This window comes from Pseudomonas sp. B21-032, from assembly GCF_024748965.1.
GTDB lineage: Bacteria > Pseudomonadota > Gammaproteobacteria > Pseudomonadales > Pseudomonadaceae > Aquipseudomonas.
Map to the genome: position 1 here is coordinate 3,345,039 of NZ_CP087180.1, position 24,797 is coordinate 3,369,835.

Here is a 24,797-nt window from a genome sequence, read left to right on the forward strand (position 1 = left end):
CGGCGGTGCTTGCCTGAGCGTTATCAAAGGAGAACACCCGTGGGCGACGCGTTAGCCAATGCCGAACGAGCGCTGATCCTGGCCCCGGCCCAGCTTAGCCAGCTGGCCCAGCGCCTGCTCGACCAGGCCGGCATCCAGGCGCTGCAAGCGGCCAGCATGGAAGACCTGGGCCTTGCCCTGGAGCAAGGCGTGGGCCTGGCGATCATTGCCGACACTTGCCTGGACGGCAGCGTACGCTCGCCTTTGCACCTTTACCTTGGCAAGCAGCCGGTTTGGTCGGACTTGCCGGTGGTGCTGCTGACGGGCCCGCCAGTCCAGGGCCAGAGCCCGCCGCAAAGCCAGCACGCCGCGCTCGGCAACCTGTTCCTGCTGCAGTATCCATTCGAACCCGACAACCTGCTGGCCCTGACCCATTCCTCGTTGCGCGCGCGGCGGCGCCAGTACCAGGCACGCAACCAGGGCCAGGAACTGGAGCGCCAGAGCCAACGGGTCGAAGAGCAATTGCGCCAGTTGCGCGAAGAAGAACAGTACCTGCGCCAGGCGCAGAAAATGGAAGCCATCGGTCAGCTCGCAGGCGGCGTCGCCCATGACTTCAACAACCTGCTGACCGGCATCGGCGGCAGCCTGGAAATGATCGGCAAACGCCTGCAGCAGGGTCGCCACGACGCCCTGCCCGCCCTGCTCAGCCTCAGCCAGGCGGCGGTCAAGCGCGCCGCCAGCATGACCCACCGCCTGCTGGCGTTTTCCAGCCGGCAATCGCTCGATGCCCAGCCCGTGGAAGTTGCCACCCTGCTCACGGCCGAGCGCTTGCAGCCGTTGCTTGACCCGCAGATCAAGCTGCAACTGCATATCGAGGCGGATCTGTGGGCCGTGGAAGCCGACCCGGCGCAGCTGCAGGAAGCCCTCGGCAACTTGCTCAGCAACGCCCACGACGCCATGCCCAACGGCGGGCGCCTGACCGTCAGCGCCAGCAATCAGCGCCAGGACGGCAGCCTGTTCGGTGGCCACTCGCTGGCCGCTGGCGACTATGTGTTGATCAGCTTCAACGATAATGGCTGTGGCATGCCGCAAAGTACCCTGGACCGCGCTTTCGACCCGTTCTTCACCACCAAGCCAATCGGCCAGGGAACGGGCCTGGGGCTGTCGATGGTGTATGGCTTCAGCAAGCAGTCCCAGGGACATGTGGCGCTGCAAAGCCGCATCGGCCACGGCACCCGGGTCGATGTCTACCTGCCGCGCCACGCCGCACCCAACCGTGAAAGCGAAGAGCCAGCAACGCCGGCGCCACCTTGCGGCAACAGCCACACGGTGCTGATCGTCGAGGACGACCCCGCTGTGCGCCAGTTGGTGCATCAGGTGCTGAGTGACCAGGGTTACCCGTGCAAGGTGGCCGAGGATGCCAATGTCGCCCTGGCCATTCTGCAGGCCGGAGAAGCCGTCGACCTGCTGGTCAGCGACGTCGGGCTGCCAGGCATGAACGGTCGGCAACTGGCGGAAATCGGCCGGCAACTGCGCCCGCAACTCAAGGTGCTGTTCATCACCGGTTACGCCGAAACTGCGGTGGCCCGTGGCGGCTTTCTTGACCCCGGCATGCAGATGATCTGCAAACCCTTCGAGTTCGCCCAGTTGACCGCCAAGGTCGCGCAGATGCTTGGCAAGGGCAGCACCTCATGAGCCAGGTGCAACCCAGCGCCGCCCTGGCGGCGGCGCCGGCCGTGCAGAGGGTGCGGGTGCTGACGGTCAATGCGCACAAGGGCTTCAGCGCGCTTAACCGTTATTACGTGCTGCCAGAACTGCGTGAGGCGGTGCGCAGCGAAAACGCCGACCTGGTGTTCCTCCAGGAAGTGCTCGGCAGCCACCGCCAGCACGCTCTGCGCCACCGCAACTGGTCGGATGTGCCGCAATATGAGTTTCTTGCCGACAGCCTCTGGCCAGAATTCGCCTACGGCCGCAATGCGGTGTATCCGGACGGCGAACACGGCAATGCCCTGCTGTCGAAATACCCGATCCGGCGCCACGCCAACCTCGATGTCAGCGTCCATGGCACCGAGCAGCGCGGCTTGCTGCATTCGGTACTGGCCTTGCCCGCCGAGTGCGAGCTGCATACCGTCTGTGTGCACCTGGGCCTGGACGAGCGCCAGCGCCAGCAGCAGTTGCACCTGCTCTGCGAATTACTGCACAGCCTGCCGATCGACGCGCCGGTGATCGTCGCCGGCGACTTCAATGACTGGCGCCAGCGCGCGGATGCAGTGCTGGCCGAATGCGGCCTGAATGAAGTGTTCAGCCAGGCCCATGGTCGCCCGGCACGCAGTTTTCCGGCACGCTGGCCGCTGTTGCGCCTGGACCGCATCTACCTGCGCAATGCCCGCGCACAGACGCCCAAGGTCATGGCGCGCAAGCCCTGGACCCACCTGTCCGATCACCTGCCATTGGCAGTGGAGGTGCTCTTGTGAACAGCCAATGGCGACCTGACAACCAGGTGCAACTGCTGATCAACGGCGAGGACTATTTCGCCAGCGCCTTTGCCGCTATCGAGCAGGCCCGGGCAGAAATCCTCCTGGAAACCTTCATCATCTTTGAAGACAAGGTCGGCAAGCAGTTGCAGCAACTGTTGATCGCCGCCGCCCGGCGCGGGGTAAAGGTCGAGATGCTGGTCGACGGTTATGGCACCGCCGACCTGAGCCTTGACTACCTGCGCGAGCTCAGCGACGCCGGCGTGCATTTGCAGGCCTTCGACCCGAGCCCGAAACGCCTGGGCATGCGCACCAATCTGTTTCGCCGCCTGCACCGCAAGATCCTGGTGGTCGATGGCGAGGTCGGTTTTGTTGGCGGCATCAATTATTGCGCCGATCACCTGGCCGATTTCGGACCGATGGCCAAGCAGGACTACGCGGTACAAGTGCGCGGGCCGATCGTCGCCGACCTGCAGCGCGCCACCTTGACCCTGCTGGAGCAACAGAGCGCGCTCAAGCCCGGAACCCGGCGCTGGTGGCAACGCCGGGTGCCGATCGCCGCCGACAGCGAACAGGCGAGCATGACCCTGTGCATCCGCGATAACCAGGATCACCCCAACGACATCGAACAGCACTACTTGCGGGCGCTGAACGGCGCCCGCGAGCGGATCACCATTGCCAATGCCTACTTCTTTCCCGGCTACCGCCTGCTGCGGGCGATCCGCAACGCCGCGCGCCGGGGCGTGAAGGTTACCCTGGTGCTGCAGGGTATGCCCGACATGCCCTGGGTGCGCTTGTGCTCGCGCTTGCTGTACAACTACCTGATCCGCGACGGCGTTCGCATTTTCGAATACTGCGAACGGCCCTTGCACGGCAAGGTGGCACTGGTGGACCAGCACTGGTCGACGGTCGGCTCAAGCAATCTCGACCCTTTGAGCCTGGCCCTGAACCTTGAGGCCAACCTGGTCATCCGCGACCAGACCTTCAACAGCCGCCTGCATGAACACCTGCAGGAGCTTACCGCCCACCGCTGCATACCGGTGAGCCTGCAGCGGGCACTGCGTGGCTACTGGTGGCGGGCGCCGCTGATCTTTTTGACCTTTCACTTCATCCGCCGATTCCCGGCCGTGATCGGCTGGCTGCCAGCCCATGTACCACGGCTCAAGCCGCTGTATGACGGCGAGCAACCTGCGGGCAAGCCGACATGAGCAAGCAGCATAAGCACTGGCGCCGTGCCCGCCAGGCGCTGACCCTGGCATTCTTCATTCTGGTGCCGGTGCTGCTGTTCAGCGTGCTGAAAAACCTCGACTGGCAAGAGGTGTACCAAGCCCTGGCCTCCTATCGCTGGCGCACCCTGGCAATGGCCGCAGGCGTAACCCTGTGCAGCTTTGCCCTGTTCAGCAGCTTCGACCTGCTCGGGCGCTACTACACCGGGCATCATTTGCCGGCGCACCAGGTGTTGCCGCTGGCTTTCGTGTGCTACGCCTTCAACCTCAACCTCAGCGCCTGGGTCGGCGGCATCGCCCTGCGCTATCGTTTGTACAGCCGCCTCGGCCTCAAGGTCGCGACCATCACCCGCATCCTCAGCCTGGGGCTGTTGACCAACTGGGCAGGCTATTTCGCGGTGGCCGGCAGCTTGTTCGTCTGCGGGCTGCCGAAGTTGCCAGCGGGCATGGAGATCGGCAATACCGGCCTGCGCCTGATCGGTGCAGCGTTGTTATTGGTGGTCATCGCTTACCTGCTGGCCTGCGCCTTCGCGACTCGCCGCACCTGGCACTTTCGCAAGCAGCAGATCACCCTGCCAGGCATCCGCCTGGCAGCGTTGCAAGTGGTGATGGGCGCTCTGAACTGGTCGTTGATGGCGCTGGTGGTGTTCATCCTGCTGCCCAAGGGGGCTAGCTACCCGACCATGCTGGCAGTACTGATGATCAGCAGCATTGCCGGGGTCATTACTCATATTCCGGCCGGGCTTGGGGTACTCGAGACGGTGTTTTTGACCCTGCTGCAAGGCACCTACGGCAAGGGCACGCTGCTCGCGGCGCTGATTGGCTACCGGGCGATCTACTTTCTGTTGCCGTTGCTGGTAGCCACGCTGACCTACCTGATGCTCGAGCGCCTGGCCAGTCAGCGCGCCAGCGGGGAAAGTTCGCAAACCACCGGCTGAACCGGTTCGAGCATCTCGTGAACCTGGTACACCAGGTCTTCCAGGGCGAAGGGCTTGGTCATCAGGGCGATGCCGGGCTCCAGCACCTTCTGGTCGGTCACTTCCTGTTCGGCGAAGCCGGTGATCAACAGCACCTTCTGCTGCGCCTGCAGCATGCGCAGGGCATTGGCCAGCTGACGGCCACTGAAGCCGCCCGGCAGGCCGATATCGGTGATCAGCAAGTCAACTGTACCCAACTGGCGATACTGCTGCAGCGCGCTGTTGGCGTCAGCGGCGGTAAACACCTCGAAGCCCTCCTCCTCCAGCGCCTCCTTGATCAGCAAGCGCAAGGTACTCTCGTCGTCGACCAGCAGGATGCGTTCGCCATTGGCGCGTGGGTAGCGCTTGCGCCCCGGCTCGCCGGCCAGTGGCTGCGGCAGCTCGCCCACATAGCGCGGCAGCAGGACCTTCACCCGGGTACCCTGGCCAGGGCTCGAATCGATCCACACCCGGCCCCCTGACTGACGGACAAAGCCATAGACCATCGACAAGCCAAGCCCGGTGCCCTGGCCGACCGGCTTGGTGGTAAAGAACGGGTCAAAGGCCCGTGCGACGATATCGGCGTTCATGCCGTGGCCGTTGTCCTGCACCTGCAAGGCAAAGTAATCGCCCGGGCCCAGGCTGTCTTCGCCCTCCAGGGCCAGCTCGTGACGTTCGTTAGCGGTGGTGATGCGCAGGCAGCCACCGGCGCCCATAGCATCGCGGGCATTGATGCACAGGTTGATCAGGGCATTTTCCAGCTGGTTGGCATCAATCAGTACCCACCAGGGCGCCGGCTCCACCTGGACCTGCAGGTCGATATGACTACCCACGGTCTGCTGGACCAACTGCTCGATGTCCTGCACCAGCTGATTGACGCAAGCGGGCTTAGGGTCGAGCGCCTGGCGCCGGGAGAAGGCCAGCAAGCGGTGGGTGAGCGTGGCGGCGCGCTTGGCCGCACCCCGAGCGGCATCAAGGTAGACCTGCAGGTTGTCCACATTTCCCTGGGCAATGCGTCGCTCGAGCAACTCCAGGCTGCCGCTGATGCCGGTCAACAGGTTATTGAAGTCATGGGCCATGCCGCCGGACAGTTGGCCGATGGCTTCCATCTTCTGGCTCTGGCGCAACAGTTCTTCAGCGTGACGCAGCGCCTCTTCGCGCTCGCGCTCCTGGCTGATGTCGGTGCCCACGGCGGTAAAACCAAGCTCCGAGGGTACCGCTGCCCAGTTGAACCAACGGTAGTGCCCGTCCTTGTGACGCAAGCGGCTGATGGTGTTCTCGGTGCGCTGGCCGGCGCGCAGGCGCTCAACCAGCGAGGCGACTTGCGGTTGGTCGTCGGCATGCAGCAAGTCCATGATCGAGGTGTCCAGCACCTCGTCTGCTGCCCAGCCAAGGATCTGGCTCCAGGCCGGGTTGACCGCACTGATGCGCAAATCCGGCAGGACAATCACCATGATGTCGCCGGACAAGTCCCAGAAATGGTTTCGATCAGAGGTGCGCTCCTGCACCTGGCGCTCGAAGGTATTGGCCAGGTGACGCCACTGCTGCGCCGATTCGACGCTGGCGGTGGTTTCGATCACCGTGTCGAGAAAGCCGGCCACCGCCCCGCGCTCGTCTCGAATGGGGCTATAGCAGAAGGTGAAATAGGCCTGTTCGAGGCTGCCGTTGCGATTGATCATCAACGGGAAGTTCTCGATGAAGATCGCCTCCCCCGACAGGGTACGGAAGACCAGCGCGCCGATGTTCTCCCAGGCCTCGCTCCACACCTGGTCAAACCCGCGTCCCAGTGCCTCGGGCTTGGCCCCGAGGATCGGCTTGAAAGCATCGTTGTAAATGGTCACCAACTGCGGCCCCCAGACCAGGCAACCGGGGAATTTCGACGCCAGCAGCATGTCCACGGCAATGCGCAAGGGCGCCGGCCACAGGTGCAAAGGCCCAAGGGCGGTACTGGCCCAGTCGTGGTTACGCACCTTTACACTCATTGATCCTGGCATGGGCAAGCTCGGCTGACGGTGGGGGCCTGAACAATCGGACCTAAACGCCGATATCTTCGTTCCAGAGTTCGGGGCTGTCCTTGATAAAAGCGCGCATCATCTTGACGCAGTTATCATTGTGCAGCACCTGCACATCGACGCCGCGGGCCTTGAGCAGCGCTTCCTCGCCCATGAAAGTCTGGTTTTCACCAACAATCACGCGTTTGATGCCATACAGCAGGATCGCCCCGCTGCACATCGGGCATGGCGACAAGGTGGTGTACAGGGTCGCCTCGCGATAAACCCTGGCCGGCTGGCGGCCGGCGTTTTCCAGAGCGTCCATTTCGCCGTGCAGGATCGCGCTGCCCTCCTGAACCCGGCGGTTGTGGCCACGGCCGATGATCTGGTTATTGTGTACCAGCACCGAACCGATCGGTATGCCGCCTTCTTCGCGGCCCAGTTGGGCCTCATCGATAGCAGCCTGCATGAACGCATCTACGTCTTGGTTCAACGTGCTCATCGGTTGGTCGACTCCCTGTGGCAAAGCGGTTTTCTTCGCAGGCTAGCATACCGCCAGCAAGGAATGGCATCCATGCCAGTCGCTACTATGCTGAACAGGTTTCTCCTCTGCGACCTGGGCAGTCCGGGTCCGTTCCAGTATAGGGAGCGTTGCGATGAGCAAGAAAATACTGGTGGTGCTGACCAATACGGCCAAATACCCGACGCTTAAGCGCGCCACCGGATTGTGGCTGGGCGAGGCGGTGCACTTTGTCGACAAGGTCGAAAACGCCGGCTACAAGGTCGATTACCTCAGCCCCAGCGGCGGTTACGTGCCGATTGACCCCCATAGCCTGCAGATGGCCGCGGATATCGACTGGCAGTGGTACCAGGACAAGGCGTTCATGAACCGCCTGGGCAAGACCCTGAGCCCCGGCGAGGTCAAGGCCCAGGACTACAGCGCCATTTATTATGCCGGCGGTCATGGGGTGATCTGGGACTTTCCCGACAACAGTGGGCTGCAGGACCTGGCCCGGCGCATCTTCGAGGCCGGCGGCGTAGTGGCCTCGGTGTGCCATGGCGCGGTTGGCCTGCTCAATATCAAGCTCAGTGACAACACCTTGCTGGTCAAGGACCGCGAAGTCACCGGTTTTTCCGATACCGAAGAGAAACTGGCCGAACTGGACAAAGTGGTGCCTTACCTCACCGAAACCGAGCTCAAGGCCCGCGGCGGTTTGTACCGCAAGGCAGAAGAGCCGTGGCAGGCCTTCGCCATCGCCGACCAGAAAGACGGACGCTTGATTACCGGACAGAATCCCGCCTCCGGGGGCGCGGTGGCTGACCTGGTGGTGGCCGCACTGAAAAAGCGCTGAGGCGCCTACTTGGCTTGCCGATAGATACTTCGCCGAGGGTAAACGCGGCCTACATCCGCCGCTGATTGCGCTCTTTATGCTGACGAGTGTCACCCGACCAGGAAGGTCGGGCTCTTGTTCAGCATAGAGGTGCACTCATGGCTCCAACCCGTCTTGCCGGCCGCAGCCTGCTCGAGTTTCTGATAACCTTGCTGATCGGCCTGGCGCCCGTGGCCTGTGGCCTTCTGGTGTTGGCCCTGCAGGTCGAGCGCAAGCAGGAAGAAACCGCCGAGGTGTCTGTGGTCGAGGCTATCTATGCTATCGACCGGGTCTTCGATGCCATGCACGGCTCCAGCAATGCTGTGCTCGGGTTGGTCGGGCAACCCTGCGAGAAAATCCTCCCGACTCTGCGCCAGGAAGCGCTGAGGCAGCCAAGCGTGCGCTCGCTGGTGCTGACCCGGGAAAACCGTGCCTACTGCAGCACCCTGCTCGGCAGCATCGACACGGCAATCGACCCGGGCAGCTACTTCAACCAGCGCCTGCGCCTGGACTCGCGCAACGAAATCACCCCGGACATGCCGGTGCTGCACTACCGCCTGCAGGAGTATCCCATGGGCGTCATCGCCATCAGCGATGCGCGCTCCCTGCAAACAGAACTGCAGGGCTTCAAGAACGCCATTGTCCTGGCCCTGCAGTTCGGCAGCGATTTTGTCTGGGCAACCGGCAGTGGCAGCGCCAAGCAGGTACCCAACCATGAAGAAAACAGCCAGCGCATGGTCTCGGAGAAGTACGGCTACACCGTCCACGCCGGCTACCCCGATGGCCACACCCGCAAGATGCTCAGCCAGGCCATGGCCTCCACAGCGCCTTCCCTGCTTCTGGTCGGCATTATCACCAGCGCCGTGGCCTACTGGGGGCTGTTCAGGCAACGACGAAAAACAGCGTGAGCTCCACCATGAAAAAAGGCCATTGAGCGTTTGCTCAATGGCCTTTTTCAGTGACGGTCCGGATCAGTCGGTACTGAGTACACCACGACGGACCTGGTCACGCTCGATCGACTCGAACAGGGCCTTGAAGTTGCCTTCGCCGAAGCCGTCGTCTCCCTTGCGCTGGATGAACTCGAAGAACACCGGGCCCATCAGGGTTTCGGAGAAGATCTGCAGCAGCAGACGCTTGTCACCGGCCTCGGAGGAACCATCGAGCAGGATGCCACGGGCCTGAAGTTCGCCGACCGGCTCGCCATGGCCCGGCAGACGCCCTTCGAGCATCTCGTAGTAGGTTTCTGGCGGCGCGGTCATGAAGCGCATGCCGAGCTTTTTCAAGGCATCCCAGCTCTCGAGCAGGTTGTCGCTGAGGAAGGCCACGTGCTGGATGCCCTCGCCGTTGAACTGCATGAGGAACTCTTCGATCTGCCCGGCGCCCTTGGACGACTCTTCGTTCAGCGGGATACGGATCATGCCATCCGGCGCGGTCATGGCCTTGGAGGTCAGGCCGGTGTATTCGCCCTTGATGTCGAAGTAACGGATTTCGCGGAAGTTGAACAGCTTCTCGTAGAAGCCGGCCCAGTAGGCCATGCGCCCGCGATAAACGTTATGGGTCAGGTGATCGATGATCTTCAGGCCCGCACCGACCGGGTGACGATCGACGCCTTCGATAAAGTTGAAGTCGATGTCATAGATCGAACTGCCTTCCTCGAAACGGTCGATCAGGTACAGCGGCGCACCGCCGATGCCCTTGATCGCCGGCAAACGCAGCTCCATCGGCCCGGTTTCGATCTCAACCGGCTGGGCGCCCAGTTCCAGGGCGCGGGCGTAGGCTTCGTGGGCGTTACGCACACGGAAGGCCATGCCACACACCGACGGACCATGCTCGGCGGCAAAGTACGAGGCGACGCTTTTCGGTTCATTGTTCAGGATCAGGTTGATACCGCCCTGGCGGTACAGGTGCACGTCCTTGGAACGGTGGGTGGCCACCTTGGTGAAGCCCATGATCTGGAAGATCGGTTCCAGGGCGCCCGGGGTCGGCGATGCGAACTCGATGAATTCAAAGCCCATCAGGCCCATCGGGTTTTCAAAGATATCAGCCATGCTCGTTTCCTCATCATCAAAGCGGGTAAATAACGGTCGTTAATTGCTATCGATGTCGAGCAGGCGTGGTGGCGCGCAAGAGATGCCCCTCACACTTCTGGCGAGGTAGTCACCATAGATCAGCTTGAACCCATGACACTTCATATGGACCCATTCTCGGCGGGTTGATTCCCCGAAGGTGGAGAACCTTATTATTGTATGCGTAACGGGATTCTACAGTGCGTAAACCGTTTTGTCCGCACTTTAGTTGACGCCCGAGCGGCGACGAACGGCTATCCTTGGCACACAGCCGTTTACTTCCCTCCGCTTGTACAGGTTAGCCGCCATGCCGCTCACGGTAAAACGCCCCGGACGCTGGACCCTGCGTGCCCTGCTGCCCTGGGTAGTGGGCGCGGTGCCGGTGCTGTGCGGGCTGCTGATCATGCACCTGCAGGCCCAGCGCGAGCTGGACGCCCGCAGCCGCGCCACGGCGCAGCAAGTGGTGGCCCAGGTAGAGCTGATCCTCGACAACATTTCTGGCGCGGCCAGGTCGTTGCTGCCCTTGGCCGGAATGCCGTGCGTGGAAGAGAAACTGGCCCTGCGCGACCAGGTCACCCGCCGCTCGTTCGTACGCTCGACCAACCTGGTGTACCGCAACGAGCTGTATTGCAGCTCGCTGTTCGGCCCCTACAGCGAACCGGTCAATGCCAGCGACTATGTCGACGGCAAGCTCTGGCTGATGAACGGCAACTCGGTGACTCCTGGCCACCCATTGCTGGTGTATCGGGTCTATGAAGGCGAGCGCGGCGCCATCACTACCGTCGATGGTGACCACCTGCTCACCGCCCTGCGCCTGATCGGCCCGCAGACCCAGTTGCTGCTACAGGTGGGCCGTTACTGGATGGGCAAGGACGGCGTGGTCCATGAAGGGATCGCCCCCGCCGCTGAGGTCGCGCCAGTGCGCCTGACCTCCAGCCACTACCCGTTCTCGATCCACAGCGGTTATGCGCCAGGCAAGGTCGGCCAGGTAATGCGCGATGAATACCCTGCCCTGTTCGGCCTGCTGGTGTTTCTCGGGGTGATTGCCGGTACCGTATGCCGCTGGATGCTGCGCCGTGCCAGCTCACCACGGGCCGAGTTGCAGCGGGCCATGGAAGCCAACGAGTTCTTGCCGTACTTCCAGCCGGTGGTGCGCAAGGGCGACTACCGCTGGGCCGGCGCCGAAGTGCTGATGCGCTGGCAGCACCCGCGCGACGGTCTGGTGCGCCCCGACCTGTTCATTCCCTACGCCGAGCACAGCGGCCAGATCGTACCGATGACGCGCATGCTCATGCAGCGCACTGCGCAATTGCTGGCGCCGCATGCAGCATTGATGGGCGAGGGTTTTCATGTCGGCATCAACATCACCGCCGATCATTGCCAGGACCTGGCCCTGTACGACGACTGCCGGGCCTTTCTCGGCGCCTTCCCGCCTGGTCGGGTATTGCTGACCCTGGAGCTGACCGAACGCAAGCTGATCGCCCCCAGCGAAGTTACCCAGACGCTGTTCGGCAAACTCCACGAACTGGGGGTGATGATCGCCATCGACGACTTTGGCACCGGCCAGTCCAGCCTCAGCTACTTGCGCCAGTTCAAGGTCGATTACCTGAAGATTGACCAAAGCTTCGTCGCCCTGATCGGGGTCGATGCGTTGTCGCTGCACATTCTCGACAGCATTATCGAACTGTCGGCCAAGCTTGAGCTGGGCATCGTCGCCGAAGGCGTCGAGAACGAAACCCAGCGCGATTACCTGGCGCGCCACAATGTCGATTTCCAGCAGGGTTACCTGTTTGCCCGGCCGATGCCGATCGAGGACTTTGTCGCCGCCCTGGCGGCCCAGGCCGAAACCGCGCCGCAGGTCGCGAAGGTTGCCGGTTAGGCCTGCGCCCTGAGATCATGGCGGGTTCCCCGCTCTGTTTTTTCTGCAACCGAGGCATTTGTGTCAAAAGGCATCATTACATCGGTCACGGCCTCGTTCCTGTTTGCCGTGATGTACTACTACACCTCGCTGCTCACCCCGCTCGACGGCGAGGAGGTGTTCGGCTGGCGCATGCTCTTGACCTTGCCCTGCGTTACCCTGTTCATGCTGTTTACCCGCGACTGGCCGCTGGTCACCGGCTTGCTCGCGCGGGTTAGGCGCACGCCGGTGCTGTTGCTCGGCCTGCTGGGTACTTCATCATTGATGGGCGTGCAGCTCTGGCTGTTCCTCTGGGCGCCGTTGCACGGACGCAGCCTGGAAGTGTCGCTGGGCTACTTCCTGTTGCCGCTGACCATGGTCCTGACCGGCCGCCTGGTGTATGGCGAACAATTGTCGCGGCTGCAGAAAGTCGCGGTCGCCTGCGCGATGACCGGTGTCGGCCATGAGCTCTACCAACACGGCAGCTTTGCCTGGGAGACCTTGCTGGTCGCCGCAGGCTACCCGCTGTACTTCGTGCTGCGGCGCAAATGCGCGACCGACCACCTCGGCGGCTTGTGGGCCGACATGTGCCTGCTGCTGCCGGCGGCGCTGTACTTTGTCATCCAGGGGCCGCTGTCAGCCCAGGACCTGGCCGCGCATCCGGGGCTGTACGGCCTGATCCCGCTGCTTGGGGTGATCAGCGCCCTGGCGCTGATCTGCTATGTGCTGGCCAGCCGCCTGCTGGCCTTCAGCCTGTTCGGCCTGCTCAGCTATGTCGAGCCGGTGCTGCTGGTGGCCGTGGCCCTGCTGCTGGGCGAGACCATCGGCCCCGACCAGTGGCTGACCTACCTGCCGATCTGGCTGGCGGTGCTGGTATTGATCGCCGAAGGCGTCAGGCACCTGCTGCGTCAACGGCGGCGTTCGGTGTAAGGCGCACCTGGCGCACACGGCGCTCCTCCACCGCGACCACGGTCATCTTCCAGTTATTCCACACCAGGCTGTCGCCGACCATCGGCAAACGGTCGAGCAGGCTCATGACCAGGCCGGCGAGGGTCTGGTAGTCCTCGGTGGGCTTGGCGGCAAAACCGGTGCGTGCCTGGATCTGGCTGAGGTTCAGGGCGCCGCTGACGACAAAGCCGTGGCCGTCCTCGACGATGCCCGGGCCTTCCACCTCACTGGCATCGGGCAGTTCACCGGCGATGGACTCAAGGATGTCGGTCATGGTCAGCACCCCGGTGAAATCACCGAACTCGTTGACCACGAAGGCGATGTGCGTCGACTGGCTGCGCATCTGCTCCAGGGCGTTGAGGATGCTGAAACTCTCCAGCAGGTTCACCGGCGCCCGGGCCAGGCTTTCCAGATCCGGCTGATTGCCGGCCAGCAGTTCCTTGAGCAGCTCCTTCTTGTGCACGAAGCCCAGCGGTTCTTCGATACGCCCGTCACGAATCAACGGCAGGCGCGAGTAGGACGAATGCATCAGTGCGGTACGAATCGCCTCGGCCGGCTGCGCCAGGTCGATGGCATCGACCTCGGCACGCACCGTCATCAGCGTCTTGATCGGCCGTTCGGCCAGGTTCAGCACGCCGCTGATCATCACCCGCTCGCGGCGGTCGAACAGCACCTGTTCTTCGCCACCTTCGACCAGGTCGGCAATCTCCTCGCCGACATCATCAGCCTCGACCCGGCGCCCGCCCAAAAGGCGCAGGACCGCGTGGGCAGTGCGCTCACGCAGCGGCCGGTGTTGCTGCAGGCTGCGCTTGCGCCGCGCCCGGGCCAACTGGTTGAACAGCTCGATCAGAATCGAGAAGCCAATGGCCGCGTACAGGTAGCCTTTGGGAATATGAAAGCCCAGGCCCTCGGCGGTGAGGCTGAAGCCGATCATCATCAAGAAGCCCAGGCACAGCATGATCACCGTCGGGTGATTGTTGACGAAGCGGGTCAACGGCTTGCTGGCAACAATCATGATGCCGATGGAGAAGATCACCGCGATCATCATGATCGACAGCTCTTCGACCATGCCCACGGCGGTGATCACCGCGTCGAGGGAGAACACTGCATCGAGCACCACGATCTGCGCGACGATCGGCCAGAACGCGGCATGGCGCACACTGCCGGTGTTCTGCGCAACGTGGCCTTCGAGGCGCTCGTGCAACTCCATGGTGGCCTTGAACAACAGGAACACACCACCGAAGAGCATGATCAGATCGCGCCCGGAGAAGCTCTTGCCGAACACCTCGAACAGCGGCGCGGTAAGGGTCACCATCCACGAGATACTGGCCAGCAGGCCCAGACGCATGATCAGCGCCAGCGACAGGCCGATCACCCGCGCACGGTCGCGCTGATGGGGCGGCAGTTTGTCGGCGAGGATGGCGATGAACACCAGGTTGTCGATACCCAGTACCAGTTCCAGCACAATCAGCGTGGCAAGGCCCAGCCAGGCCGTGGGGTCAGCTAGCCATTCCATGGGCGATTACTCATGTGCGAGAACGGGCGGGAAACGTCGCAAGGACGGGAGAATGGCCGGGACGGCCGGGTACTGGGAGGCTCCGAGAACGAAGTCATATCAACCTGAAATCAATTGGGGATGTGATCCTACAATTTCAGCAGGCTTTTCTCACAGCGCGAAACTATTTCAAATTCTGTACCCACCCGTTCTAACAACTGCCTAGATCAACCCACCACCATCGATATCAATGACGCTGGCGGTCATGAAGCCGTTCTCCATGGCCAGCAGATACCCCGCCGCCACTTCATCCGCCGCCCCCACCCGTCCGACCGGCAGGCCCGCGCCGGCGCGGGCGAACATCGCCTGCCGCGACTCGGCGTCCATCCCGGCGTAGGCTTCGGTTTCGGTCAGCCCCGGGCTGACAACGTTGACCCGGCGTGGCGCCAGCTCCTTGGCCAGTTGCCTGGCCAGGGCTTCGAGCGCCGCATTGAGGGTGGTCTTGATCATCTGCCCGGCGACGAACTTGCGTGACAGCAACCCCGAGGTCAGGCTGATGCTGGCGTGCGCCGAAAGGTGCGGAAACGCCAGCTGGATCGCCTGCAAGGCGCCCCAGAACTTCACCTCGAAAGCCTCGCGCGCCAGTTGCAGGTCGCTCTGCGCCAGGGGCCTGGCCTGCACGGCGGGGCCAGCGCTGATGACCAGATGATCGACGGTGCCAACGCCGGCAAACAGCGCCTGCAGCGCCCGGGTATCGGTGATATCGGCAACACATGCCTCGATCCCCTCACCCGGGCTTACCGCCTGGCGGCTGGCAACGATGACCCGTGCCCCACGTGCCCTGGCCTGGCGCGCTACCGCCGCGCCGATACCGCTGGCGCCGCCGAGCACCAGCACGGTCTGGTGCAACAAGGATTGATGAACGTTGTACATGATGATCACTGCCTGTGCTTGAAAGTGATTACATCTTGCTCTGCGAACAATCAGGGAAAAACCAGGCTGTACGCCAAGCACCTGTAACCATTGCTTGAAGATATCCAGGGTAATTTTCTTCAATACCCGGCCATTCGCCGCGCCTTAGGCTGTGTCGGTCTTCCACTGCTGGATACCCCCCATGAGCCTGATGTTATCAATGGCCGCCTTCGCCCTGGCCGCCTCAATCTCCCCCGGCCCGGTCAATATCGTCGCCCTGAGCGCCGGCGCCCGCCACGGCTTTCGCGCCAGCTTGCGGCATGTCAGCGGCGCAACCCTCGGCTTTACTCTGCTGCTGGTGCTGATCGGCCTTGGCTTGCACCAGTTGCTGCGCCATTGGCCGGCCATGACCCAAGTGTTGCACTGGGCCGGCGTGGTGTTCTTGCTGTACATGGCCTGGAAACTGGCCAGCGATAACGGCGAACTGGGCGCTGGCGGCGCTACGAGCGCGCCCTCGGTGCTTGCCGGTGCCACCCTGCAATGGCTCAACCCCAAGGCCTGGCTGGCCTGCGTGGCCGGCATCGGCGCCTATGTCGGCGAGGGCGATAGCAGCCGTTTGTGGCAGTTCAGCGCGATCTACCTGGTAATCTGTTTTCTGTCGATTGCCAGCTGGGCCTGGGCCGGCAGTGCAATCAGCCACTCCCTGAGCAATGCCCAGCGTATGCGCCGGTTCAACCGCTGCCTGGCGCTGCTGTTGCTGGCTAGCGCGCTGTACCTGCTAGTGGGCTGAACGATAGTGCCCAGGCGTCGCCGCCAGGTGGCGCTTGAAGGCACGCTGCAAGTGCGCCTGGTCGGCGAAACCTGCCTCCAGTGCCACCTCGGCGATCAACCGCCCGCGGCGCAACTGGGCACGGGCATACTGCACCCGTTGATCGAGCAGGTAGCCATGGGGCGTCAAGCCGAACTGCTGCTTGAACGCACGGATCAGGTAGGACGCGGACAAGCCGGCAGCGCGGCTGATGTCTTCAAGGCGCAAAGGCGCGGTACAGTGCGCGCGGATGAATTCGGCTGCGGCCAGCAGGCGCGGGTCGCCCTGGTCCAGTGCGCTTGCGCTTTCGCCCAGGCGCAGGCTCAGTGCGCTGCAAAACACTCGCAGTGCCGCCTCTTTACCAACTGGCGGCTGCTGCTCATCCAGCAGCACGGCAAACAGCTGCAGCAAATCATCGAACAGCCCCGCCTCGGTGCTGCTGACAGCCGCCAGCGGCGAGAAACCCAGGCCCTGCAACCAGGCCCAGTCGATGAACAGCATCAGGTAGGACCAGGGCTCGCCCGCGATGGGATTGCAGGTGTGCACCACTGCGGGGTTCATCAGCACCACGGTGCCGGCAGCCACTTGCTGCTGGCGGTCGCCACTGATGTAGGTGCTGCGCCCTGCGGTAATCGCACCAATCGAGAAACTCTCGTGCGAATGCGCCGCGTAACAGACCTTGCGACCATCGGCGACGCTGCGCACTTCAACGAAGGGCAGCGCCGGGTCACGCCAGAATCGCGAATTTGCGTGCATAGGCTTCAGCCCTCGGCGTCGTGCACCACCACCAGCAACTGGGCCTGCACCGACCCCAACGAACGCAGGCGGTGCGGGGTCTGGGCGTTGAAATACAGGGCATCGCCACGCTCGAGGATCACTCGCTCGTTCATGAAGTCGACCTCGACCTGGCCTTCATGGACGAACAGGAACTCCTCGCCAAGGTGCTCCTTGAACGAGGCATCGCTGAACTCCGGCGGCGGGCTGATGATGAACGGCAGCAGGCTGCGGCTGCCGATCTGCTTGGCCAGCACCGAATAACCCGGCCCCTGCCCCGACACCGCCTGGCGTTCATGGCTGCGCACCAGGCTGTAGCGGGCCTGGCCTGGCTGGTCTTCGGCAAACAGCTCCTCGACATTGACGTTCAAGGCACGCGCCAGCTTCAACGCTGCAGCGATGGAGGGCGTATTCAAGCCGCGCTCGACCTTGGACAGGTAACTCTTGGTCATGCCAGCCGTTTCAGCCAGCGCCTCCAGGGTAATACCCAGTTTTTTTCTCAACAGTTTCAATCGGATAGACATGTGACGCGATTTTCCCAATGCCATGGGCAAGTATTTTCTTGCTAATGACACCTTGTGTCATATAGCCTTGATTGTGTCATGCAGTTGACCACCCCGTCACCTTCCAAGCAACCGGGGTGGGCCAGCCGTGACACTCCATCACGCCACCGAGGATAGCCCCATGGCCAAGACAATGGCACTCCCCAAGGACCAACTGATCCAGCAGGCCCTTAAGCAGATGCAAGGCTCGCTTGCCGATAATACGTGGACTGTGCGCGAAAAGCTGGCACTGACCTGCCGGATTCTGTTCGACAACGGCCACGACTCCGGCCTGGCCGGGCAGATCAGCGCCCGCGGCCCGCAGCCAGGCACCTTCTACACCCAGCAACTGGGCCTGGGTTTCGACGAAATCACCGCCAGCAACCTGTTGCTGGTCAACGAAGACCTGGACGTGCTTGAAGGCCAGGGCATGCCCAACCCGGCCAACCGCTTCCACAGCTGGGTCTATCGTGCCCGCCCGGATGTGCACTGCATCATCCACACCCACCCCACCCACGTCGCCGCCCTGTCGATGCTGGAAGTGCCACTTGAGGTCTCGCACATGGACCTCTGCCCGCTGTACGACGATTGCGCGTTCCTCGAGGCCTGGCCCGGCGTGCCGGTGGGCAACGAAGAAGGCGAGATCATCAGCGCCGCCCTGGGCGACAAGCGCGCCATCCTGCTGTCGCACCACGGCCAGTTGTCGACCGGTGCCAGCATCGAGGAAGCCTGCGTGATCGCCCAGTTGATCGAGCGCGCCGCCAAGCTGCAACTGCTGGCCATGGCCGCCGGCAGCATCAAGCCGATCGCCCCTGAGCTGGGTCGTGAAGCCCACGACTGGATCTCCCGGCCCAAGCGCCACAGCGCCGCCTTCAACTACTATGCGCGCCAATGCCTGCGGGTACATGGCGACTGCCTGAACTGAACCAAGCCTGTCACTGACCTTGCGGAGTAGATTTCATGTCCAAGACTTTTCACGGCATCATCGGCTACACCATCACCCCGTTCAGCGCCGACGGCGAACAGCTTGACCTCGAGGCCCTGGGCCGCTCGATCGAGCGCCTGATCGAGGGTGGCGTTCACGCCATTGCGCCGCTGGGCAGCACCGGCGAAGGCGCCTACCTGAGCGATCTGGAATGGCAGCAGGTAGCCGCCTTCAGCCTGCGCCAGATCGCCGGGCGGGTACCGACCATCGTCAGCGTCTCCGACCTGACCACCGCCGGTGCCATTCGCCGCGCGCGCTTTGCCCAGGAACACGGCGCCGATGCGGTGATGGTGCTGCCGGCCGCCTACTGGAAGCTCACCGAGGAGGAGATACTCGAGCACTACCGGGCCATCGGCGCCAGCATCGAACTGCCGATCATGCTCTACAACAACCCGGCCACCAGCGGTACCGACATGTCGGTGGAGCTGATCCTGCGCATCGTGCGCGAGGTCGAAAACGTCACCATGGTCAAGGAGAGCACCGGCGACATCCAGCGCATGCACAAGCTGCAGCTACTGGGTGAAGGCAAGGTGCCGTTCTACAACGGCTGCAACCCGCTGGCCCTGGAAGCCTTCGTGGCTGGCGCCAGCGGCTGGTGCACCGCCGCTGCGAACCTGATCCCGGCCCTCAACCAGCAGCTGTACCAGGCCGTCCAGGCCAACGACCTGGGCACAGCCAAGGCGGTGTTCTACCGTCAATTGCCGCTGCTGGAGTTCATCCTCAAAGGTGGCCTGCCGGCAACCATCAAGGCCGGTCTGGGCATGACCGGTTTGCCGGTGGGTGAGCCGCGGCGGCCGGTTTTTGCCCTCGACAACGCAGGTCGGGCGCACTTGCAACAACTGCTCAAACACATGCTGTAGGACGACCGTAACAACCCGGCACTGCAACGGTGCCGGGGACCGATGCAGAGTCACCCAGCAGTTCCGGAGAAGTCCGACACTGCTTGAAGAAAGCCCATCTGGGGCTGGTGTCCTGCCGTTTTTATCATCGGCTGCTCTAACCCATGACAGGACAGTCACCATGAGCACCCGACGTTTTTCAGGCTTTACGCTGGGCGTACTCGCCTCGGCCGTATTGATTGCCAGCACGGCATTCGCCGCCCCGCTAACTCGCGACAATGGCGCCCCGGTGGGCGACAACCAGAACTCGCAGACCGCTGGCAGTACCGGCCCCACCCTGCTGCAGGACGTGCAGTTGATCCAGAAGCTGCAGCGTTTTGATCGCGAGCGGGTGCCTGAGCGTGTGGTGCATGCCCGCGGTACCGGTGCCCATGGCGAGTTCACCGCCAGCGCCGATATTTCCGCACTGACCCAGGCCAAGGTATTCACCCCGGGGGAGCGAACCCCGGTGTTCGTGCGCTTCTCCTCGGTGGTGCACGGCCTTCATTCCCCAGAAACCCTGCGCGACCCGCGCGGCTTTGCCACACGTTTCTACACCACCGATGGCAACTGGGACCTGGTCGGCAATAACTTCCCGACCTTCTTCATTCGTGATGCCATCAAGTTCCCGGACATGGTTCACGCCTTCAAGCCTGACCCGCGCACCAACCTTGGCAACGACGCGCGCCGCTTCGACCTGCTCTCGCACATGCCAGAAGCCACCCGCACCCTGACGTTGCTCTACTCCAACGAAGGCACGCCGCTGAGCTACCGGCACATGGATGGCAATAGCGTGCATGCCTACAAGTTCGTCAACCGCGATGGCGAAATCACCTACGTGAAGTTTCGCTGGAAAACCCTGCAAGGTCAGAAAAACCTGAGCCCTGGCGAAGTGGCCAAGATTCAGGGGCATGACTTCAGCCACATGACCAACGACCTGGTCAATTCGATCAATCGTGGTGATCATCCAAAGTGGGACCTGTACATCCAGACGCTCAAGCCCGAGCAGCTCGCCGGTTTTGACTTCGACCCACTGGACCCGACCAAGATCTGGCCAGATGTGCCTGAACAAAAAGTCGGGCAGATGGTACTCAACCGCAATGTCGGCAACTTCTTCCAGGAAACCGAGCAGGTGGCCCTGGCGCCGTCCAACCTGGTGCCGGGCATCGAGCCTTCGCAAGACCGCCTGCTGCAAGGCCGGCTGTTCTCCTATGCCGACACCCAGATGTACCGGGTCGGCGCCAATGCCGCCGGTTTGCCAATCAATCAGCCCAGGGTCAGGATCAATAACGCCAATCAGGATGGTGCCCTCAACAGCGCGCGTAGTGTCAGCGGGGTCAACTACGAGCCCAGCCGCCTGATGCCACGCCCCCCGACCGAGTCGGCACGTTACAGCCAGCAACCCTTGAGCGGCAGCACCCAGCAGCAAGGCATCGAGCGTCAGCAGAACTTCAAGCAGGCCGGCGAGCTGTTCCGCTCCTATAGCGCCAACGACCGCCGCGACCTGATCAATAGCTTCGGTGGCTCATTGGCCACCAGCGACGACGAAAGCAAGCACCTCATCCTCGCGTACCTGTACAAGGCCGACCCTGCCTATGGCAAGGGCGTGGCCAAGGTTGCCGGTGGCGACCTGGTAAGGGTCAAGCAACTGGCAGCGCAGCTGCGGGACTGAGCATGCGCTGGCGGTAACTGCCGGGGCTCTCGCCGGTCCACTTCTTGAACGCCCGGTGGAACGCACTGGGCTCCTGGAAGCCGGTGTGCTCGGCGACTTCGGCAATACTCAGGTGCGTCTGGCGCAGGCACTCAAAGGCCATGGCCCGACGCACTTCATCCTTGATCTGCTGGTACGAACGGCCCTCGCGCTCCAGCTGGCGGCGAAAGCTGCTGGGGCTCAGGCCCTGGCGTTCGGCCATGGCCAGCAGGGTCGGCCACTGGCCGTACTGACGGGCACGCAGGTAACGGTACACCTGGGCCACCTGGCCATTCTGGTTGCGGTAGCGAATCACCAGCCACTGCGGTGCGCTGCGCAGGAAGGTCTTCAGCGCCGCCAGGTCCTGGACCACCGGCAGGCGCAGGTAATCGGCGGCAAACTCGATCTCGGTACGGCCACCGCCCATCTGCACGTTGGCGCCCCACAGCAACGGGTCATCGTCCTGGGCCGGGCGTGTGTCGGCCAGTGCCGTTCGATCGATGACCACGCGTCGCCCGACCAGCCAGCACGCCAGGCTGATCACCAGGGCGAGAAAGGTTTCCTCGGCGTAGACCCGGGTCAGCGGATCTTCGATGTCAGTGCGCAGGCTGATCACCGCGCGCCCCCCCTTGATCGTCAACTGCCCGCGAATATCACGCAGGAACAACGCAAAGTTGTTCAGGCACTGGCGCAGCGCCCTTTCCAGGTTCGGTTCCTGGATCAGCCCGCGGCAGATCAGGGCAAAGCTGCCCAACGGCATGCCATGGCTGTCGAGGTTGAAGAATTCGTCGTCAAGGGTCTCGATCAGCAGCAACCACAGGCGTGCAAACGCAGACGCTGGCACCCGTGCGCCAGGCGCTTGGAGCACCGCCGGGTCGATTCCGGCTTCGACCAGCAGCGCCGCCGCCCGCGCCGGTTGCGCGCGCAGGGCATGGAGCATGGTATGGACGAAATAGACGGCGACTGTATCGTTTTCCCGCATGGCGGATTCCGCAAGGGTGTGGCAAAAAATACCAGTGTCACTGGACAGTTATGGCATAGGCCCGTACGCAGGCTTTGCCTAGACTCGAAGCCAACCTGAAGGTGGCTGCGGGCAGCATTCTGGCAGACGCCGGGCCTGCCCCGCCACGCTTTCGCACACTGGAGTCGATCATGAATACCCCGGACATCTATGTAGTCAGCGCTGTACGCTCGGCCATCGGCAGCTTCGGCGGGGCCCTCAAGGACCTGCCCCTGGCGGACCTGGCCAGCAGCGTGACCCGTGCCGCCATCGAACGTGCAGGCGTTGCCCCCGAGCAGATCGGCCATGTGGTCATGGGCAACGTGATTCCGACCGAGGCGCGCGACGCCTACCTGGCGCGGGTAGCGGCCATGAACGCCGGCATTCCCAAGGAAACCCCGGCGTTCAACGTCAACCGCCTGTGTGGCTCGGGCCTGCAGGCCATTGTCTCGGCGGCGCAAAGCCTGCTGCTGGGCGACGCTGAAGCAGTGGTCGCCGCTGGCGCCGAATCCATGAGCCGCGGCCCTTACCTGCTCCCGCAAGCCCGCTGGGGCGCACGCATGGGTGACCTGCAGGGCATCGACTATATGCTCGGCATCCTTCACGACCCGTTCGCCGGCTTTCATATGGGTATCACCGCGGAAAACGTCGCCGAACGCAATGGCATCACCCGCCAGATGCAGGACGAACTGGCCCTGACCAGCCAGCGCCGCGCCGCCCGCGCCATCGCCGAGGGCCGCTTCGCCAGCCAGATCGTGCCGATCGAGATCCCCAGCCGCAAAGGCCCGGTGCGTTTCGAGGTGGATGAACATGTGCGCGGCGAAGTCACCGCAGAGCAACTGGCCGGCATGAAGGCGGTGTTCAAGAAGGACGGTACGGTCACCGCCGGTAATGCCAGCGGCCTGAACGACGGCGCCGGCGCCCTGGTGCTGGCCACAGGTGACTTCGTCAAGCGCCACAACCTGCAGCCGCTGGCACGCCTGGTGGCCTACGCACACGCCGGCGTCGAACCTGAGCTGATGGGCCTGGGCCCGGTACCGGCGACCCGCAAGGTGCTCGACAAGGCCGGCCTGAGCGTTGCCGACCTCGACGTGATCGAATCCAACGAAGCCTTTGCCGCCCAGGCCTGCGCGGTTGCCGGTGAACTGGGCTTCGACCCGGAAAAGGTCAACCCCAACGGCTCGGGCATCTCCCTCGGCCATCCGGTCGGCGCCACCGGGGCGATCATCGCCACCAAGGCCATTCATGAACTGCAGCGCATCCAGGGCCGCTACGCCCTGGCAACCATGTGCATCGGCGGCGGCCAGGGTATCGCCATCGTCTTCGAACGCGTCTGAGCAAGGATTTAAAAGTGAGTATTCAGAACATTGCAGTAATCGGCGCCGGCACCATGGGCAATGGCATTGCCCAGGTCTGTGCGGTTGCCGGTTACCAGGTCACCTTGATCGACGTTTCCGACGCCGCCCTGGAGCGCGGCCTGGCCACCCTGCGCAAGAACCTCGAGCGCCAGGTCAGCAAGCAGACCCTGGCCGCAGAAGATGCCGAAGCCGCCGTGGCACGCATCCGCACCAGCACCGACTACGCGCAACTGCAACAGGCCGAACTGGTGATCGAGGCGGCCACCGAGAACCTCGAGCTCAAGCTACGCATCCTCAAGCAGATCGCCGCCAGCGTCAGCGAGCAGTGCGTGATCGCCACCAACACCTCGTCGCTGTCGATCACCCAGTTGGGCGCGGCGGTCAGCCAGCCGGAGCGCTTTGTTGGCGTGCACTTCTTCAACCCGGTGCCGATGATGGCCCTGGTCGAGATCATCCGCGGCCTGCAAACCAGTGACGCCACTTACGCCAAGGCCCTGGCCCTGACCGAAAAGGTCGGCAAGACCCCGATCAGCGCCGGCAATCGCCCCGGCTTTGTGGTCAACCGCATCCTGGTGCCAATGATCAACGAGGCGATCTTCGTGCTCCAGGAAGGTCTGGCCAGCGCCGAAGACATCGACACCGGCATGCGCCTTGGCTGCAACCAGCCGATCGGCCCGCTGGCCCTGGCCGACCTGATCGGCCTCGATACCCTGCTGGCGATCATCGAAGCCTTCCACGAAGGCTACAACGACAGCAAGTACCGCCCTGCGCCGCTGCTCAAGGAAATGGTTGCCGCCGGCTACCTGGGGCGTAAAAGCGGTCGCGGCTTTTTCACCTACTAGGGAGCCCTGCCATGGACGCCGCTTTGCGTTGTGCGAACTTTGAAGAGCGGCGTGACAAGGCCCTGGAGCTGTTCGCCGAGAAGGGTTTCGGCCAGGTCAGCATGCGCGAACTGGCCGCCCACCTGGGCCTGACCGCAGGCTCCTTGTACCACCACTTCCCGAGCAAGCAGCACTTGCTGTTCGACCTCATCGAGGAATTGTTCGAGGAGCTGCTGGCCACCCTTAACCCGGGGCGGCGCAGCCAGCAGCAGACCCTCGGCGAGGTGATTGCCGCGCACTGGAGCCTGCATGCCGAGCGGCCGCTGCAGTTTCGCCTGGCCGAGCGTGACCTGTGCTGTTTGAGTGTCGAGCAGCAAGCGCGCATCGGCCAACTGCGTCAACAGTATGAAAGCGCCCTGCTGCGCCTGCTGACGCCCAAGGCAACTCTGCACGGCAAGGCACTGCAAGCCACCGCCCATGTCATCGCCAACCTGCTCAACAGCCTGCCCGGATGGCTGCAAGCCTCGCAACTGCCCCAGGCCCAGGGCCTGGCGCTGATGGAAAGCATGCTGCTGGGCGGAATCGAGCGGACCCTGCGCGGTGAAAGCCTGAACTCGATGGCCTGAC

The 24,797-nt window shown here is 63.2% G+C and carries 23 protein-coding genes; 15 read left to right on the top strand and 8 right to left on the bottom strand.

The genetic code is table 11. The annotated features are described in order from the left end of the window. Positions 1-39: 39 nt before the first annotated feature. The 4 genes from LOY54_RS15325 to LOY54_RS15340 are packed head-to-tail and all read left to right on the top strand — an operon-like array spanning position 40 to position 4,617. The gene (locus LOY54_RS15325) at positions 40-1,674 is read left to right on the top strand and encodes an ATP-binding protein (RefSeq protein WP_093381980.1); all 1,635 of its coding nucleotides are present in this window, start codon (positions 40-42) and stop codon (positions 1,672-1,674) included. Then, positions 1,671-2,453 (top strand): endonuclease/exonuclease/phosphatase family protein, encoded by a 783-nt coding sequence (locus LOY54_RS15330; RefSeq protein ID WP_258607001.1) that lies wholly within the window; start codon positions 1,671-1,673, stop codon positions 2,451-2,453. The genes LOY54_RS15325 and LOY54_RS15330 overlap by 4 nt, the downstream gene beginning before the upstream one ends. Continuing rightward, positions 2,450-3,661, top strand: a complete 1,212-nt coding sequence (gene clsB / locus LOY54_RS15335; protein WP_258607002.1) for a cardiolipin synthase ClsB — start codon at positions 2,450-2,452, stop codon at positions 3,659-3,661. The genes LOY54_RS15330 and clsB overlap by 4 nt, the downstream gene beginning before the upstream one ends. Beyond that, entirely contained in the window at positions 3,658-4,617 is a 960-nt protein-coding gene (locus LOY54_RS15340; RefSeq protein WP_258607003.1) for a lysylphosphatidylglycerol synthase domain-containing protein, read from the top strand. Before clsB ends, LOY54_RS15340 begins: the two co-directional genes overlap by 4 nt. Here the strand turns inward: LOY54_RS15340 and LOY54_RS15345 are convergent. Both LOY54_RS15345 and LOY54_RS15350 read right to left on the bottom strand, forming a co-directional pair. Continuing rightward, complete coding sequence (locus LOY54_RS15345; RefSeq protein ID WP_258607004.1) at positions 4,578-6,605, bottom strand: PAS domain-containing sensor histidine kinase; 2,028 nt, start codon at positions 6,603-6,605, stop codon at positions 4,578-4,580. The two genes, LOY54_RS15340 and LOY54_RS15345, sit on opposite strands and share 40 nt — an antisense overlap. Before the next feature lie 64 nt (positions 6,606-6,669). After that, a complete protein-coding gene (locus LOY54_RS15350; protein WP_258607005.1) occupies positions 6,670-7,128 on the bottom strand; it encodes a nucleoside deaminase in 459 nt (152 codons plus the stop codon). Positions 7,129-7,282: 154 nt separating this feature from the next. On the opposite strand from LOY54_RS15350, the gene LOY54_RS15355 reads away from it, so the two are divergent. Together LOY54_RS15355 and LOY54_RS15360 are read left to right on the top strand one after the other, a co-directional pair. Next, positions 7,283-7,978 carry a type 1 glutamine amidotransferase domain-containing protein gene (locus LOY54_RS15355; RefSeq protein WP_258607006.1) on the top strand — a complete coding sequence of 232 codons (696 nt, stop codon included), beginning with the start codon at positions 7,283-7,285 and terminating at the stop codon, positions 7,976-7,978. Positions 7,979-8,115: 137 nt separating this feature from the next. Then, positions 8,116-8,904: a CSS-motif domain-containing protein gene (locus LOY54_RS15360; RefSeq protein WP_258607007.1), complete on the top strand. Its 789-nt coding sequence runs from the start codon at positions 8,116-8,118 to the stop codon at positions 8,902-8,904. Positions 8,905-8,967: 63 nt separating this feature from the next. Here LOY54_RS15360 and hppD read toward each other — a convergent pair whose 3' ends face one another. Beyond that, the gene (gene hppD / locus LOY54_RS15365; protein WP_093381938.1) at positions 8,968-10,044 is read right to left on the bottom strand and encodes a 4-hydroxyphenylpyruvate dioxygenase; all 1,077 of its coding nucleotides are present in this window, start codon (positions 10,042-10,044) and stop codon (positions 8,968-8,970) included. A 325-nt stretch (positions 10,045-10,369) separates the two neighbouring features. Here hppD and LOY54_RS15370 point away from each other — a divergent pair, with 325 nt between their 5' ends. Further along, complete coding sequence (locus tag LOY54_RS15370) at positions 10,370-11,941, top strand: EAL domain-containing protein (protein WP_258607009.1); 1,572 nt, start codon at positions 10,370-10,372, stop codon at positions 11,939-11,941. A 60-nt stretch (positions 11,942-12,001) separates the two neighbouring features. Beyond that, positions 12,002-12,889: an EamA family transporter RarD gene (gene rarD, locus LOY54_RS15375; RefSeq protein WP_258607011.1), complete on the top strand. Its 888-nt coding sequence runs from the start codon at positions 12,002-12,004 to the stop codon at positions 12,887-12,889. Here rarD and LOY54_RS15380 read toward each other — a convergent pair. Together LOY54_RS15380 and LOY54_RS15385 are read right to left on the bottom strand one after the other, a co-directional pair. Beyond that, positions 12,852-14,423, bottom strand: a complete 1,572-nt coding sequence (locus LOY54_RS15380) for a TerC family protein (RefSeq protein ID WP_258607013.1) — start codon at positions 14,421-14,423, stop codon at positions 12,852-12,854. The genes rarD and LOY54_RS15380 overlap by 38 nt on opposite strands. Before the next feature lie 201 nt (positions 14,424-14,624). Continuing rightward, positions 14,625-15,335: an SDR family oxidoreductase gene (locus LOY54_RS15385; RefSeq protein ID WP_258607015.1), complete on the bottom strand. Its 711-nt coding sequence runs from the start codon at positions 15,333-15,335 to the stop codon at positions 14,625-14,627. Positions 15,336-15,516: 181 nt separating this feature from the next. On the opposite strand from LOY54_RS15385, the gene LOY54_RS15390 reads away from it, so the two are divergent. Further along, the gene (locus LOY54_RS15390; RefSeq protein ID WP_258607017.1) at positions 15,517-16,104 is read left to right on the top strand and encodes a LysE family translocator; all 588 of its coding nucleotides are present in this window, start codon (positions 15,517-15,519) and stop codon (positions 16,102-16,104) included. Here the strand turns inward: LOY54_RS15390 and LOY54_RS15395 are convergent. Further along, positions 16,093-16,878, bottom strand: a complete 786-nt coding sequence (locus LOY54_RS15395) for an AraC family transcriptional regulator (RefSeq protein WP_258607018.1) — start codon at positions 16,876-16,878, stop codon at positions 16,093-16,095. The genes LOY54_RS15390 and LOY54_RS15395 overlap by 12 nt on opposite strands. 5 nt (positions 16,879-16,883) lie before the next feature. Then, complete coding sequence (locus LOY54_RS15400) at positions 16,884-17,420, bottom strand: helix-turn-helix domain-containing protein (protein ID WP_258607020.1); 537 nt, start codon at positions 17,418-17,420, stop codon at positions 16,884-16,886. Between the two features lie 160 nt (positions 17,421-17,580). Here LOY54_RS15400 and LOY54_RS15405 point away from each other — a divergent pair, with 160 nt between their 5' ends. The 3 genes from LOY54_RS15405 (at position 17,581) to LOY54_RS15415 (ending at position 20,973) form a co-directional block, all read left to right on the top strand. Further along, entirely contained in the window at positions 17,581-18,363 is a 783-nt protein-coding gene (locus LOY54_RS15405; protein ID WP_195884321.1) for an aldolase, read from the top strand. Between the two features lie 35 nt (positions 18,364-18,398). After that, positions 18,399-19,283, top strand: a complete 885-nt coding sequence (locus LOY54_RS15410; RefSeq protein WP_258607021.1) for a dihydrodipicolinate synthase family protein — start codon at positions 18,399-18,401, stop codon at positions 19,281-19,283. A gap of 160 nt (positions 19,284-19,443) precedes the next feature. Beyond that, positions 19,444-20,973, top strand: coding sequence for a catalase (locus tag LOY54_RS15415; protein WP_258607022.1), 1,530 nt, complete (start codon positions 19,444-19,446; stop codon positions 20,971-20,973). Here LOY54_RS15415 and LOY54_RS15420 read toward each other — a convergent pair. Continuing rightward, the gene (locus tag LOY54_RS15420; RefSeq protein WP_258607023.1) at positions 20,942-21,973 is read right to left on the bottom strand and encodes an AraC family transcriptional regulator; all 1,032 of its coding nucleotides are present in this window, start codon (positions 21,971-21,973) and stop codon (positions 20,942-20,944) included. The genes LOY54_RS15415 and LOY54_RS15420 overlap by 32 nt on opposite strands. Before the next feature lie 170 nt (positions 21,974-22,143). Here LOY54_RS15420 and LOY54_RS15425 point away from each other — a divergent pair, with 170 nt between their 5' ends. From LOY54_RS15425 to LOY54_RS15435, 3 genes are read left to right on the top strand one after another with little or no spacing between them, the layout of a single operon-like run. Continuing rightward, positions 22,144-23,328: an acetyl-CoA C-acyltransferase family protein gene (locus LOY54_RS15425; RefSeq protein ID WP_045198067.1), complete on the top strand. Its 1,185-nt coding sequence runs from the start codon at positions 22,144-22,146 to the stop codon at positions 23,326-23,328. Between the two features lie 14 nt (positions 23,329-23,342). Continuing rightward, positions 23,343-24,191: a 3-hydroxybutyryl-CoA dehydrogenase gene (locus LOY54_RS15430; protein ID WP_045198065.1), complete on the top strand. Its 849-nt coding sequence runs from the start codon at positions 23,343-23,345 to the stop codon at positions 24,189-24,191. Positions 24,192-24,202: 11 nt separating this feature from the next. Then, positions 24,203-24,796, top strand: coding sequence for a TetR/AcrR family transcriptional regulator (locus LOY54_RS15435; protein WP_258607024.1), 594 nt, complete (start codon positions 24,203-24,205; stop codon positions 24,794-24,796). Position 24,797 lies beyond the last annotated feature (1 nt).

Coding starts and splice junctions, on each gene's coding strand:
- LOY54_RS15380 (WP_258607013.1), bottom strand. CDS start 14,423: ATGGAATGGCTAGCTGACCCCACGGCCTGGCTGGGCCTTGCCACGCTG.
- LOY54_RS15370 (WP_258607009.1), top strand. CDS start 10,370: ATGCCGCTCACGGTAAAACGCCCCGGACGCTGGACCCTGCGTGCCCTG.
- LOY54_RS15360 (WP_258607007.1), top strand. CDS start 8,116: ATGGCTCCAACCCGTCTTGCCGGCCGCAGCCTGCTCGAGTTTCTGATA.
- LOY54_RS15425 (WP_045198067.1), top strand. CDS start 22,144: ATGAATACCCCGGACATCTATGTAGTCAGCGCTGTACGCTCGGCCATC.
- LOY54_RS15420 (WP_258607023.1), bottom strand. CDS start 21,973: ATGCGGGAAAACGATACAGTCGCCGTCTATTTCGTCCATACCATGCTC.
- LOY54_RS15330 (WP_258607001.1), top strand. CDS start 1,671: ATGAGCCAGGTGCAACCCAGCGCCGCCCTGGCGGCGGCGCCGGCCGTG.
- LOY54_RS15415 (WP_258607022.1), top strand. CDS start 19,444: ATGAGCACCCGACGTTTTTCAGGCTTTACGCTGGGCGTACTCGCCTCG.
- LOY54_RS15405 (WP_195884321.1), top strand. CDS start 17,581: ATGGCCAAGACAATGGCACTCCCCAAGGACCAACTGATCCAGCAGGCC.
- LOY54_RS15400 (WP_258607020.1), bottom strand. CDS start 17,420: ATGTCTATCCGATTGAAACTGTTGAGAAAAAAACTGGGTATTACCCTG.
- LOY54_RS15410 (WP_258607021.1), top strand. CDS start 18,399: ATGTCCAAGACTTTTCACGGCATCATCGGCTACACCATCACCCCGTTC.
- LOY54_RS15355 (WP_258607006.1), top strand. CDS start 7,283: ATGAGCAAGAAAATACTGGTGGTGCTGACCAATACGGCCAAATACCCG.
- LOY54_RS15385 (WP_258607015.1), bottom strand. CDS start 15,335: ATGTACAACGTTCATCAATCCTTGTTGCACCAGACCGTGCTGGTGCTC.
- LOY54_RS15435 (WP_258607024.1), top strand. CDS start 24,203: ATGGACGCCGCTTTGCGTTGTGCGAACTTTGAAGAGCGGCGTGACAAG.
- LOY54_RS15340 (WP_258607003.1), top strand. CDS start 3,658: ATGAGCAAGCAGCATAAGCACTGGCGCCGTGCCCGCCAGGCGCTGACC.
- LOY54_RS15390 (WP_258607017.1), top strand. CDS start 15,517: ATGAGCCTGATGTTATCAATGGCCGCCTTCGCCCTGGCCGCCTCAATC.
- LOY54_RS15395 (WP_258607018.1), bottom strand. CDS start 16,878: ATGCACGCAAATTCGCGATTCTGGCGTGACCCGGCGCTGCCCTTCGTT.
- hppD (WP_093381938.1), bottom strand. CDS start 10,044: ATGGCTGATATCTTTGAAAACCCGATGGGCCTGATGGGCTTTGAATTC.
- LOY54_RS15350 (WP_258607005.1), bottom strand. CDS start 7,128: ATGAGCACGTTGAACCAAGACGTAGATGCGTTCATGCAGGCTGCTATC.